Annotated in this window: 10 protein-coding genes; 6 read left to right on the plus strand and 4 right to left on the minus strand. The window is 70.9% G+C overall.

Annotation, left to right across the window (positions count from 1 at the left end; all coding sequences use genetic code 11):
- Positions 1 to 4: 4 nt before the first annotated feature.
- Complete coding sequence (locus LR393_RS25270) at positions 5 to 742, minus strand: IspD/TarI family cytidylyltransferase (RefSeq protein WP_231487201.1); 738 nt, start codon at positions 740 to 742, stop codon at positions 5 to 7.
- A 25-nt stretch (positions 743 to 767) separates the two neighbouring features.
- Between LR393_RS25270 and ispF the strand changes: the two genes are divergently transcribed.
- Genes ispF through rlmB form a run of 3 tightly spaced genes read left to right on the plus strand, consistent with a single transcriptional unit; the run spans position 768 to position 3,731 of the window.
- Positions 768 to 1,292, plus strand: coding sequence for a 2-C-methyl-D-erythritol 2,4-cyclodiphosphate synthase (ispF, locus tag LR393_RS25275; RefSeq protein WP_407937352.1), 525 nt, complete (start codon positions 768 to 770; stop codon positions 1,290 to 1,292).
- 32 nt (positions 1,293 to 1,324) lie between these two features.
- Positions 1,325 to 2,752, plus strand: coding sequence for a cysteine--tRNA ligase (cysS, locus tag LR393_RS25280; protein ID WP_231487203.1), 1,428 nt, complete (start codon positions 1,325 to 1,327; stop codon positions 2,750 to 2,752).
- Positions 2,742 to 3,731 carry a 23S rRNA (guanosine(2251)-2'-O)-methyltransferase RlmB gene (gene rlmB, locus LR393_RS25285; RefSeq protein WP_231487204.1) on the plus strand — a complete coding sequence of 330 codons (990 nt, stop codon included), beginning with the start codon at positions 2,742 to 2,744 and terminating at the stop codon, positions 3,729 to 3,731. Before cysS ends, rlmB begins: the two co-directional genes overlap by 11 nt.
- A 68-nt stretch (positions 3,732 to 3,799) precedes the next feature.
- Here rlmB and LR393_RS25290 read toward each other — a convergent pair whose 3' ends face one another.
- Positions 3,800 to 5,059, minus strand: a complete 1,260-nt coding sequence (locus LR393_RS25290; RefSeq protein WP_231487205.1) for a DUF4032 domain-containing protein — start codon at positions 5,057 to 5,059, stop codon at positions 3,800 to 3,802.
- Between the two features lie 88 nt (positions 5,060 to 5,147).
- On the minus strand, positions 5,148 to 6,221 hold the full coding sequence (locus tag LR393_RS25295) for an ABC transporter ATP-binding protein (protein WP_231487206.1): 1,074 nt from the start codon (positions 6,219 to 6,221) through the stop codon (positions 5,148 to 5,150).
- A gap of 377 nt (positions 6,222 to 6,598) precedes the next feature.
- On the opposite strand from LR393_RS25295, the gene LR393_RS25300 reads away from it, so the two are divergent.
- The 3 genes from LR393_RS25300 to LR393_RS25310 all read left to right on the plus strand — a co-directional run bounded on the left by LR393_RS25300 (position 6,599) and on the right by LR393_RS25310 (position 10,419).
- Positions 6,599 to 7,642 carry a LacI family DNA-binding transcriptional regulator gene (locus tag LR393_RS25300; RefSeq protein WP_231487207.1) on the plus strand — a complete coding sequence of 348 codons (1,044 nt, stop codon included), beginning with the start codon at positions 6,599 to 6,601 and terminating at the stop codon, positions 7,640 to 7,642.
- Between the two features lie 141 nt (positions 7,643 to 7,783).
- Positions 7,784 to 8,212: a CBS domain-containing protein gene (locus LR393_RS25305; protein ID WP_231487208.1), complete on the plus strand. Its 429-nt coding sequence runs from the start codon at positions 7,784 to 7,786 to the stop codon at positions 8,210 to 8,212.
- Positions 8,213 to 8,295: 83 nt separating this feature from the next.
- The gene (locus LR393_RS25310) at positions 8,296 to 10,419 is read left to right on the plus strand and encodes a serine/threonine-protein kinase (protein ID WP_269327851.1); all 2,124 of its coding nucleotides are present in this window, start codon (positions 8,296 to 8,298) and stop codon (positions 10,417 to 10,419) included.
- Here LR393_RS25310 and LR393_RS25315 read toward each other — a convergent pair.
- The gene (locus tag LR393_RS25315) at positions 10,416 to 12,557 is read right to left on the minus strand and encodes a GGDEF domain-containing protein (RefSeq protein ID WP_231487210.1); all 2,142 of its coding nucleotides are present in this window, start codon (positions 12,555 to 12,557) and stop codon (positions 10,416 to 10,418) included. The two genes, LR393_RS25310 and LR393_RS25315, sit on opposite strands and share 4 nt — an antisense overlap.
- Positions 12,558 to 12,583 lie beyond the last annotated feature (26 nt).

Raw genomic sequence — 12,583 nt, forward strand, 5'->3', positions numbered from 1 at the left:
ATGATCACGAAGAGGGGAGGTGGGGGAGGAGGGCCTCGGCCCGGGTCATGTCCTCGGCGAAGGTGACCTTGAGGTTCTCCGGGCTGCCCGCCACCGCTACCACACGCACCCCGTTGCGGCCCTCGAGAGCGGCAGAGGTGTCGGTGCCCTCGGTGCCGTCGCGCAGCGCCTGGGCGTAGGCCTCGAGCAGGGGGGTGGCCCGGAACGCCTGCGGGGTCTGGACCCGGTGCAGGGTCTCGCCGGGCGGGGGCGGGTTCAGCCGGCCCGCCTCGTCCATCGCCCAGGCCTCGTTCTCGGGCAGCGTGGGCACGGCGCCGCCATGGGCCGCCGCGGCCTGGATGACGGTGCGCAGCAGGCCGGGGCCGGCCAGCGGCCGGGCGCCGTCGTGGATGGCGACCACCTGCAGCGAGCCGGCGCAGATCGGCCAGGACAGGTGGTCGAGCGCGTTCTGCTCGGACCCGTGCCGGGTCACGCCGCCGTGGATGATCTCGACCGGCAGGCGGATACCCGCGGCGGACACGGCCTCCTGGGCCCGGGCCTCGTCCTGCGGGCGGATCACCAGAACCACCCGGCCCACCTCGGGCACCGCGTCGGCCCAGGACAGCGCCCAGGACACGACGGGACGGCCGCCGAGGGGGAGATAGACCTTGTTCTCACCGGCACCCACTCGGGTGCCACTGCCACCGGCCAGCACCACGAAGGCTGCGGCACCTGCGGGACAAGGCTTTTCCGGCTCAGTCACGATCCTCGATTCTAGATGGTCCACACTGGCGACCGTGAGTGATCTTTCAGTCAACGACCGGATCGGCGGTCTGCCGCGGACCGGACTGGGTGTCGACGTGCACGGGTACGCCCCGGAGGGCAGTACCCGGACGCTGTGGCTGGCCGGGCTGGAGTGGCCGGGGGAGCGCGCGCTGGACGGGCACTCCGACGCCGACGTGGCCGCACACGCCGCCTGCGACGCGTTGCTGTCCGCCGCCGGCCTGGGCGACCTGGGCTCGCAGTTCGGCACCTCGCAGCCGGAGTGGGCGGGGGCGGCGGGCACCACGCTGCTCGCCGAGACCGCCCGGCGGCTGGGCGAGGCGGGCTGGGTGATCGGCAACGTGGCGATCCAGGTGATCGGCAACCGGCCCAAGCTCGGACCGCGCCGCGACGAGGCCCAGGCGGTGCTCACGAACGCCTGCGGGGCCCCGGTGACGGTCTCGGCCACGACCACCGACGGGCTGGGCCTGACCGGGCGGGGAGAGGGCGTGGCGGCCGTCGCGACGGCCCTCGTCGTCCAGCAGCAGTAAAAGCAGTTGGGTGGGACCGGTAACCTTGACAGGTGAGCCTCAGACTGTTTGATTCCGCGACCCGGCAGGTACGGGACTTCGTCCCCGTCGTCCCCGGCAAGGCGGGCATCTACGTCTGTGGGCCCACCCCGCAGAGCTCACCGCACATCGGCCACGTCCGGGCCCAGGTCAACTTCGACGTGCTCCGGCGCTGGCTGACGCACGGCGGCCTGGAGGTCAGCTACGTCCGCAACGTCACCGACATCGACGACAAGATCCTCGCGAAGTCGGCCGGGGCGGGCCGGGAGTGGTGGGCGCACGCCTTCCTCTACGAGCAGGAGTTCACGCACGCCTACGACGTGCTGAACGTGCTGCGCCCGACGATCGAGCCGCGGGCCACGGGCCACATCACCGAGATGGTGGAGCTCATCGAGCGGCTGATCGCGGCCGGTCACGCCTACCCGGCGGCCGACGGTTCGGGCGACGTCTACTTCGACGTGCGCTCGTTCCCCGCCTACGGCTCGCTGACGCGGCAGAAGATCGACGACATGGAGGCCGCGGCCGACACCGCGCCGAACGCCCGCAAGAAAGACCCGCGCGACTTCGCGCTCTGGAAGAGCGCCAAGCCGGGCGAGCCCGCCACCGCCTCCTGGCCCACGCCGTGGGGCCGGGGGCGCCCGGGCTGGCACCTGGAGTGCTCGGCGATGGCCACCCGCTACCTGGGGGCCGAGTTCGACATCCACGGGGGCGGTCTGGACCTGCGGTTCCCGCACCACGAGAACGAGCTGGCCCAGTCGAGCGCGGCGGGTGACGGGTTCGCCCGCTACTGGCTGCACAACGCCTGGGTCACCATGTCCGGCGAGAAGATGAGCAAGTCGCTGGGCAACACCATGACGATCGCCGAGCTGACCCGCACGGTCCGCCCGGTGGTCCTGCGGTACGTGCTGGCGACGCCGCACTACCGGTCGAACATCGAGATCAGCCCGGAGTCGCTGGCCGACGCCACGACCGCCTACGAGCGCATCGAGAACTTCGTGCACCGGGCGGCGCAGCGGCTGGGGGCACCCGGATCGACCGAGAAGGTGCCGCCGGCGTTCGCGGCGGCGCTGGACGACGACCTGGGCGTGCCCGCGGGGGTGGCCGTTCTGCACGACACCGTGCGGGAGGGCAACCGGGCACTCGCCGAGAACGACGGTGCGGCGCTGGAGAGGGCGCTGGACCAGGTGCGGGCGATGACCGCGGTGCTGGGGCTGGACCCGCTCGACCCGGCCTGGGGCACCGGCGGTGCGGCCGACGACGCCCTGGCCGCCGCGCTCGACGTGCTCGTGCGGGCCGAGCTCGATGCCCGCGCGACCGCCCGTAAGGAAAGAGATTTCGCCACTGCGGATGCCATCCGCGACCGGCTCGTCGCAGCCGGAGTGGTAGTCGAGGACACGCCGGAAGGCGCCCGTTGGAGTCTGGAGGCCAGTAGTGGCCGGTAATTCGTCGCGCAAGGGGGCCCTCCGTAGGCCCGGTTCGAAGAAGGGCGCGACGGTCGGCACCGGTGGCCAGTCCCGTAAGCGCCTGGAGGGCAAGGGGCCCACGCCCAAGGCCGCGGAGCGGGAGTACCACCCGGCCGCGCGCCGGGCCCGTTCCGCCGCCAAGACCGGGGGTTCGCAGCAGCGTCCCGCCGGCACCGGTGGCAACCGTTCGCAGCAGAAGCGCTCGTCGTCCTCGAGCAGCTCCGAGATGGTCGCCGGGCGTAACCCGGTGGTCGAGGCGCTGCGGGCCGGCGTGCCGGCCAAGGTGCTCTACGTGGCCGCCCGCATCGACAGTGACGACCGGGTGCGGGAGGCCATCAAGACGGCCGCCGACGCCGGTCTGCCGCTGATGGAGGCATCCCGCACCGACCTCGACCGGCTGACCGGTGGCGCCGTGCACCAGGGCCTGGCTCTCCAGGTCCCGGCATACGACTACTCCCACCCGGACGACCTGCTCGAGGCCGCGGCCCGCAGTGGAAGGCCGCCCCTGCTGGTGGTTCTCGACGGCGTGACCGACCCGCGTAACCTCGGCGCCGTGGTGCGTTCGGTGGCTGCGTTCGGTGGCCACGGCGTGATCGTGCCCGAGCGCCGGTCGGCCGGCATGACCGCCACCGCCTGGAAGACCTCGGCCGGTGCGGCCGCGCGAACCCCGGTGGCCCGCACCTCGAACGTCAACCGGGCGATCGAATCGCTGAAGGCGGCAGGTTGTTTCGTGGTCGGTCTGGATGCGGGGGGCGATGTGTCGCTGCCCGGGCTGGATCTCGCGACCGGTCCGCTCGTGCTGGTGGCCGGGGCCGAGGGCAAGGGGCTCTCCCGTCTGGTGCGGGAGAACTGCGACGCCATCGCCTCGATCCCGATGATCGGCGGCACCGAGTCACTCAACGCCAGTGTGGCGATGGGTGTTGCGCTGTACGAGGTCTCGCGGTTGCGGGCCGAATAGAGCCAACCACAGAATTGAGGACGCCGCTGAGACTCGAGTCTCAGCGGCGTCCTCAATTCTGTGGGCCCCTAAGCGATCGGATCGATCACGACCGGCATCTCCTGGGTGTCGACGCCCAGCACGGCCTGCTCGTCGGGCCGGTGCACCAGCACGTTACGGATGTAGCTGGCGACTGCCTCGTCGATACCGACGTCGCGGCCCTGGTTCTCGGAGATGAACCAGCCGTGTTCCAGTACCTCGTGGAAAACTTCGGCCGGGGCCAGTTTTCCGCGTAGGTCGGCCGGGACCGCCCGCACCACCGGCTCGAACCGGCGGGCCAGCCACTCGTGCGAGATGACGTCTTCGTCCACGCTCTGCCGGTCGGTGGCGGCCCGGTAGGTGTCGAGGTCGTTGAGCAGGCGGCGGGCCTGGTTCTCCTCGACGTCGAGCCCGGTCAGGCGCAGGAGACGGCGACGGTGGTGACCGGCGTCCACGACCTTGGGCTGGATCTCGATGGAGGTGCCGGTGACATCGGTGTTGATGTTCAGCTCGCCGACGTCGAAGCCCAGGTCGTTGAGACGGCGGATGCGGGCGTCGACCCGCCAGCGCTCGTCCGTCTCGAACGCCTCCTTGGCCGTGAGTTCCGACCAGAGCGTGCGGTAGCGCTCGATGAACGCGTCGGCGGTCTTCACCGGGTCGAGGGCCTCGTCGAGCAGGCCGCCGGCCTCGAGGTCCATCAGCTCGCCGGCGATGTTGGTGCGCGCCAGGTCGAGGTCGTGCTCGCGCTGGCCCCGGGACAGGCTGTCGTAGAGGTCGCCGGTCTCCGCGTCCACCAGATAGGCGGCGAAAGCGCCCGCGTCGCGCCGGAACAGCGTGTTGGAGAGCGAGACGTCGCCCCACCAGAAGCCGCTCAGGTGCAGACGCACCATCAGCACGGCCTGGGCGTCGATCAGCCGCATGACCGGCTCGGGGCCCATGGTCTGGGAGAACACCGCGCGGTAAGGCAGGGAGAACTGGAGGTGTCGCGTCAGCAGCACCGGGTCGAGGTCTTCACCGTTCTTGTCGGTGCGCCCGGTGATGATGCCCAGCGGCTCGACCGCGGGCAGACCCAGACGGCGCAGCAGGCGCAGGAGACCGTACTCGCGCCGGGCGAACTCCTCGGTGATCTCCTTGGCGGCCAGCACGTTTCCCGAGAGGTTCACGAAACGTACGACGTGCCGCGAGATACCGCGGGGGAGGGTGGCCAGCCGGTTGGCCGGCCAATTCTCCAGAGGGAGGTGCCACGGCAGGTCCAGCAACGCCGGATCCGGTGCCGCGGAAGTGATCTGGAGTGTTCTGGTAGTAGTCATCTCTCGAAACCCCCGCTCGTGCGCGGGCGACCCCGCACCGGCCGGTCGGAACCGGCCGGTGCGGTCGTCGAACTGAGCAGTGACGCGATCAGGCGCCGAGCCGCTCACCCGAATCGCTGTTGAACAGGTGCGTGTGGCCTTCCTTGGCCTGGAGGTGGACCGTCTGGCCCTTCTCCGGGGGACGACGCCCGTCGACCCGAGCGATGACGGGCAGGTCAGTGCCCTCGCTCTTCAGGGTGCCGTGCAGGTAGGCGTCGGCACCGAGAACCTCGACCAGCTCGACCTGGACCGGAAGGCCGTGGTCGGACAGGGAGAGGTCTTCCGGACGCACACCCAGGGTGACGTGGCGACCGCCGGCGTTCAGCGTCTGCTCCGAGATCCGGTAGACCTCGTCGCCGAACTGCACGCCGCCGTTCACGACCGGAAGGTTCAGCAGGTTCATCGCAGGCGAGCCGATGAAGCCGGCCACGAACGCGTTGTTCGGGTGATCGTACAGCTCACGGGGGGAGCCGACCTGCTGCAGGAGACCGTCCTTCAGCACCGCGACGCGGTCACCCATCGTCATGGCCTCGGTCTGGTCGTGGGTGACGTAGACCGTGGTGACGCCCAGACGCCGCTGGAGCGACGCGATCTGGGTACGGGTCTGGACACGCAGCTTGGCGTCCAGGTTGGAGAGCGGCTCGTCCATCAGGAACACCTGGGGCTGGCGGACGATCGCTCGTCCCATCGCCACACGCTGCCGCTGACCACCCGAGAGGGCCTTCGGCTTGCGGTCCAGGTACTCGGTGAGGTCGAGGATCTTGGCTGCCTCGGCCACCCGCTGCTGGATCTCGGACTTGCTGATACCCGCGATCTTCAGCGCGAAACCCATGTTCTCGCCGACGGTCATGTGCGGGTAGAGCGCGTAACTCTGGAACACCATGGCGATGTCGCGGTCTTTCGGCGGCATCTGCGTGACGTCCCGGTCGCCGATCAGAATACGTCCTTCGTTGACGTCTTCCAGACCGGCGAGCATGCGCAGGGAGGTGGACTTGCCGCAGCCCGAGGGCCCGACGAGAACCAGGAATTCGCCGTCCTCGATCTCCAGCGAGAGCTTGTCGACCGACGGCTTGGTAGCACCCGGGTAAATACGGGTTGCCTGGTCATATGTGACGGTGGCCACTTTGCCACTTCCCTTCACCGGCAGGAACGTGCCGGACGATCCGAGTGGAGGGTGAACCGGCCGCCGGGGTTGGCGACCGGGTCATTACCGGATTGCTCCGGACCCGCGCGGGGCCCGGTCGAACGATGGCTGAGCGGCGCACGGGGCGTCGTCGGCCACGGGGTACATCTAAGACCGCCGAACGGCCCGGCGCATAGGGGTAGTCGATGTCATCTGCGTCCCACTGGACCCCGGGCGGGGTGATTCCCGGCCTTTCTCGCCCGGCTCGGCACCATGGGCTGGAGATGATCCGGGCGGAAAGGACCGCTATTCGTCGCTAATGTCGGATTCCGTCTGTTCTTATATAAGGCCGACGAGAATCTTCAGGAGCCCGGTCGATGGCGTCAGCACCCCGCGCCCGGCTCGCGGACATCGCGGTTCAGGCCGGTGTCAGCGAGGCGACGGTGAGTCGTGTGCTCAACGGCCGCTCCGGCGTGGCCGAGGCCACCCGCGAGGCCGTGCTCACCGCCCTGGACGTGCTCGGCTACGAGCGCCCGGTGCGGCTGCGCCAGCACTCCGCCGGGCTGATCGGGCTGATCGTGCCGGAGCTGGACAATCCGATCTTCCCGGCCTTCGCTCAGGTGATCGAGTCGGCGCTGGCCCACCACGGCTACACGCCGGTGCTCTGTACGCAGACCCCCGGCGGGGTGCGGGAGGACGAGTACACCCAGATGCTCACCGAGCGCGGGGTCGCGGGCATCGTCTTCGTGTCCGGGCTGCACTCCGACACCTCCGCCGATCCGTCCCGGTACGTGGCCCTGCGGCGCCGGGGGCTGCCGATCGTGCTGGTCAACGGCTACGTCGAGGGGCTGGACGCGCCCTTCGTCAGCAACGACGACGTGACCTCGATGGACCTGGCCGTGAACCACCTGGTGGCGCAGGGGCACCGGCGGATCGGCCTGGCGCTGGGCCCGCGGCAGTACGTGCCGGTGATCCGGAAGATCGACGGGTTCCGCACGGCGATGTGGCGGCACCTGGGTCGCGACGACGTCGACGACGCGATCGAGTGCTCCCTGTTCAGCGTGGAGGGCGGGGCGGCCGCCGCGCACCGGCTGATCGACGCCGGCTGCACCGGCGTGATCTGTGGCAGCGACCTGATGGCGCTGGGCGTGATCCGGACGGTGCGTGACCGCGGGCTGCGGGTACCGGCCGACGTCTCGGTGATCGGGTACGACGACTCGCCGCTCATCGCCTTCACCGACCCGCCGCTGACGACTGTGCGCCAGGCGGTCCAGGCGATGGGGGCGGCGGCGGTGCGGGCCCTGCTCGACGACATCCACGGAGGAGGTCACGGGGCCTTTGCACCCCGGACCGAATATCTTTTCCGTCCGGAGCTGGTGGTGCGGGGGTCCACGGGTTCGGTCCCGGCGGCCCTTCAGTAGGCCGAAGGGTTGTGATCCTGGACACGTTCGGGGGTTCCCCTTCGTGCAGGCCTCACCTACCCTCGGTGAAGGCCCAGTAGCACGTTCCCGGCCGCCCGGATCCCGTCCACGTATCGCCTGAATCGGTGGAGGTCCACCCGCATGCGGATCAGCGAACTACTCCGGCAGAAGGGCGGGCTGGTCGTCACGATCGGCCCCGACCGGCCCGTCACCGAACTCCTCGACAAGCTGGCCACGAACGGCGTCGGCGCGCTGGTGGTCTCCGCCGACGGGCAGTCGGTGGACGGCATCGTCAGCGAGCGGGACGTGGTGCGCAAGCTCCAGCGATTCGGCCCTGACCTGCTGCAGGAGCCGGTCAGCGAGATCATGAGCCGGCAGGTGCAGACCTGCCCGCCGGCCACTGAGATCGAGGAGCTGGCCAAGCTCATGACCAACGGCCGGTTCCGGCACGTGCCGGTGGTGGACGGTGACCGGCTGGTGGGCATCGTCAGCATCGGGGATGTGGTCAAGCACCGCATGGACGAGCTCGAGGGTGAGCGCGACCAGTTGCAGGCCTACATCAACACCTGATCCGGGCGATCCGGTGCGCGTAGCAGCTTCCCGTCCGGGGGAGCCGCTACGGGAAGTCGGTCGTTTGGCCTACCGTGTTCACCATGCCGCACGATGCAACCGCCCGTGCAGCAGGCGACACGGGGCGGATCGGTCAGTACCGCCTTGTTCAGCGCCTGGGAGAAGGCGGGATGGGCGTTGTCCACCTCGGGCTCGACGAGAACGGCAAGGCCGTCGCCGTCAAGGTGCTGCGCCCGCACATCGCGGGCGACCCGGACGCGCGTCGCCGCCTGGCCCGCGAGGTCGCCACGCTGCGCCGGGTACGTCACCCGCGCGTGGCCGGCGTGCTCGACGCCGACGTGGAGGGTGACACGCCCTACGTCGTCACCAGCTTCGTCCCGGGCAAGACGCTGGAGAAGCACGTCCGGGACCACGGGCCCCTGCCGCGCGGCCACGTCGCGCGCATCGGCCAGGTGCTCGCCGACGCCCTGCGCGCGATCCACGCCGCCGGGGTCGTCCACCGCGACGTGAAGCCCGCCAACGTGATGCTGCTCGACGGTGAGCCGGTGCTGATCGACTTCGGCATCGCGCACGTCGCCGACGAGTCCCGCATCACCCACACCGGTCTGGTGATGGGCACGCCGGGATACCTGTCGCCCGAGATCATCGGCGGTGACGCGGTGAGTGCCGCGACCGACTGGTGGGGCTGGGGCGCCACGCTGGCCTACGCCGCCACCGGCCGCCCGCCGTTCGGCACCGGCCCGATCGAGGTTGTGCTCGACCGCGTCCGCCGCGGTGCGATGGACGTGGACGGGGTGGACGACGGTCTGCGCAAGACCCTCACCGCCGCGCTCTCGGTCGACCCGCGCCTGCGCCCGCACCACGACGAGCTGATCGCCGGCCTGGCCGCGGCCGCGCCCTCCCGGCCCGGTGGCACCGGGCCGAACTCGCAGACCCCGTCCTGGGGTTCGCGGGGCGACGTGTACGTCAGCCCCGACGAGGAGACGCAGCGTCAGCCCGGCCCGAACGAGATGGCGGCCGGCCGCCAGATCCGGCCCGGCGACTCCACCGAGATCCGGCTGCCCGAGCCGGACGACGCGGACGAGATGCCCACGGCCCGCACCCCCCCGCCGTCGTTCAACACCGCTTTCGCGAACGCGCAGACCTCGGTGATCCCGCCGCACGCCTCGGGCGGGAACAACGATCAGACCTCGGTCATCCCGCCCCACGCCTCGGGCGGCAACAACAACCAGACCTCGGTCATCCCGCCGCCGTCGGCCCGGGCGAACGCCCAGACGTCGGTGATCCCTCCGCATGCTCTCGGGCACGGCGGCAACAACAGTGAGACCTCGGTGATCCCGCCGTCCTGGGGGTCCGCGCCGGAGTCCACCCGCCGTTTCGACGCGCCGAGGCCGAACCCCGCCCAGAATCAGAACGGCGGTCCGGCCAACGGTTTCGAGGCTCGTCCGCAGCAGGGTCAGGGGCTGCAGAACCAGGGTCCGAAGAACCCGGGCCAGAACCGTGGTCAGGCCCCGGTCCTGGCCAAGGGGCGCCCGATCGGCGACGACCCGAACCAGTCCCAGCCGCACCACGAAGAGGAAGAGCGCAGCGAGAGCGTGCTCGACCGGCTGCCGCTGGGCTCGATGCCGCTGTTCCTGCTCGGCCTGCTGGTGGTGCTGGCCTCGGTGGCCGCGGTGGCTCCCTACGGCGCCATCGTCATCGTCGCGGTGGGCATGATCGCCGCCCGCGTCGTCGACCGCACCAGCACGGCCCTGGGCCACCGCCGCGACACGCGCGGGTCCCGGGCCAGCGACGGCCTGGTCACGGCGCTGTCGATGCCCTGGCGCATTCTCAGCGGCGCCTTGTCCACCGTCTTCGGGCTGGTGCTGCCGGCCCTGATCGGCGTGAGCGTGGCCTTCATCGTCGCCTCGGTGCAGTCCGGTGCGGCCTCGTCCAGCGCAGTGCCCGGTTCCCCGATCCCGCTCGCCGCGGGCATGGTGGCCCTGCTGCTCACGGCCTGGTGGGGTCCGGGTGGTGGCCCGGTGCGCCGCGGTACCGAGAGGGTGGCCGCGGCCATCACCGGTGGCCCGACGGCTCGCCTGGTGGCCTGGGCCGTGATCGTGCTGGTGCTGCTCTCCTGCCTCGTGGTGCTGCAGAACAACGAGCACAAGGCCGACTGGGGCCCGTTGAAGAGCACCTGGCTGGTCCAGCAACTCACCGCTGACTAGGCATTCTGCAACTCGTACTGCGGGCTGGGTTTTCCGAACAGGTAGCCCTGCGCGTGCTGCACCCCGATCCCGACCAGCAGGTCGCTCTGCCGCTCGGTCTCGACCCCCTCGACGATGACGTCGATGCCGAGCCCGTGCCCCAGACCGATCAGGGCCTCGACGATGCGGTCGCACTGCGGGTCGTCGCCCAGCCCCGCGGTGAAGCTGCGGTCCACCTTGATCCCGGAGACGGGCAGGTCCCGTAGGTACGACAGGGCCGAGAAACCGGTGCCGAAGTCGTCCACCACGATCCGCACGCCCAGCCGGTGCAGCCGATCGATCTCCAGCCGGGCCGCGGGGGCGGCGCTGAGCATCACCGACTCGGTCAGCTCGAGCACGAGTTGCCCCGCGGGCAGACCGGACTCGGCCAGCACCGTCTCCACCTGAGCGGAGAAGCCGGGGCGGATCATCTGGTTCGGTGACACGTTCACGGCCACGTAGCCGGGGTCCAGGCTGGCGGCGGCGGCCCGCACGGCGGCGCGCAGGACCCAGGCACCCAGCTCGACGATGAGCCCCGACTCCTCGGCGATCGGCAGGAACGTGATCGGGGGCATGAGCCCCTTCTGGGGGTGACGCCAGCGCACCAGCGCCTCCCGGCCGATCACCCGGCGTCCGGTGAGCCCGACGATCGGCTGGAAATGCAGCTCCAGCTCGCCGTCGCTGATCGCGGTGCGCAGCTGCGACTCCAGGTCCAGACGTTCGGAGGCGGCCTTGCGCAGACCGGTGTCGACGGTGTCCCAGCGGTCGCGACCCCGGTTCTTGGCCTGGTAGGTGGCGATCTCGGCGTCGCGCAGCAGCATCAGCGGGTCGTTGTCGGCCGAGGTGGAGAGCGCGATGCCGATGCTGATGGTGGGGCGCAGCGTGCGCCCGCCGAGCACCAGGGGCTCGTTCACCGCGGCCCGTACCCGGTCGGCGATCGCGCCGGCTTCGCCCTCGTCGGTGATGTCGTCGCAGACCACCACGAACTCGTCGCCGCCGAGCCGCCCAGCGGTGTCGCCGGCGCGCAGGGAAGCGGCCACCCGGCGGCCGATCTCGGCCAGTACCTCGTCGCCGTCCTCGTATCCGGCGTTGTCGTTGACGACCCGGAAATGGTCCACGTCGCCCTGTAGCACGGCCGCGCGCAGCCCACTGCGGCGGGTGCGGTCGAGGGCCTTCTGCACGCGGTCGAGTACCAGCGGCCGGCCCGGCAGGCCGGTGAGCCGGTCGTGCAGCGTCATGTGGGTCATCAGGCCCTGCGCCTGGTACAGATCGCTGCGGTCCTCGACCTGCACCACGAGCTGTACCGGGCGCGACGAGGAGTCGCGGATCGGCGTGATCACCAGGGTGCCCCACAGGTGCATGCCCCCGTGCCCGACGAAACTCCGCTCCAGCCGCAGGGAATCCTCGTCACTACTGATCAGGCCGGCGATCCGGGCGCGCACGGTGGCGATGTCCTGGGGGTGCACGATGTCGGCCAGGGTGCGGGCCTGGAGCTCGTCCGCGCGGTAGCCGAGCATCCGGCACAGCGTGCGGTTCACCCGCAGGAAGCGACCGTTCAGCGTCGCCACCGCGATCCCGATCGGGCTGTGCTGCATGGTGCGGCGGAAGATGTCGTCCCCGCCCGCCTCCTGCGCCGCCGACGGGACCGCGGCCGGGTCGGTGGCGGGGGCCACGGAACTGACCACGGCGCGGGGCATGCCGTCGTCACCGAGCAGCGGGATCGAGGTGACCTGCAACAGCTGGCTGACCCCGTCGACCAGCACCGGATCGGTGAAACCGCTCTGCATCTGGCCGCTGCGCAGGGCTGCCGAGCTGATCCGGTTCACCCCCTCGATGCGGCCGGGGCGGGGGTCGGCGACCCGGCGATGGCCGTTGAGAACCATCGGACCGGTCTCGTCGGCGCGTCGCTGGGCCGGCACGCCGGAGCTGGACTCCTCCAGCAGCTTCAGGTCCAGGAGCTGCCCGGCCCGCAGGTTGGCCAGGAGCACGCTGCCGTTCAGGTCCTGCAGCAGCACGCCGTCCGGGAGTGCGCCGAGCAGGGCCCGGTGGCGGGCCTCCGACTCGGCGACGGACACGCGGGCCCCATCGTGCCGGGCCCGGCGTAGATCTCCTCGCGGCATGACTCTCCTCATCGTGTGCCGCGCCC

This window comes from Kineosporia mesophila (genome assembly GCF_021129235.1).
Taxonomy (GTDB): domain Bacteria; phylum Actinomycetota; class Actinomycetes; order Actinomycetales; family Kineosporiaceae; genus Kineosporia; species Kineosporia mesophila.

Coding starts and splice junctions, on each gene's coding strand:
- LR393_RS25300 (WP_231487207.1), top strand. CDS start 6,599: ATGGCGTCAGCACCCCGCGCCCGGCTCGCGGACATCGCGGTTCAGGCC.
- LR393_RS25305 (WP_231487208.1), top strand. CDS start 7,784: ATGCGGATCAGCGAACTACTCCGGCAGAAGGGCGGGCTGGTCGTCACG.
- LR393_RS25310 (WP_269327851.1), top strand. CDS start 8,296: ATGCCGCACGATGCAACCGCCCGTGCAGCAGGCGACACGGGGCGGATC.
- LR393_RS25290 (WP_231487205.1), bottom strand. CDS start 5,059: ATGACTACTACCAGAACACTCCAGATCACTTCCGCGGCACCGGATCCG.
- LR393_RS25315 (WP_231487210.1), bottom strand. CDS start 12,557: ATGCCGCGAGGAGATCTACGCCGGGCCCGGCACGATGGGGCCCGCGTG.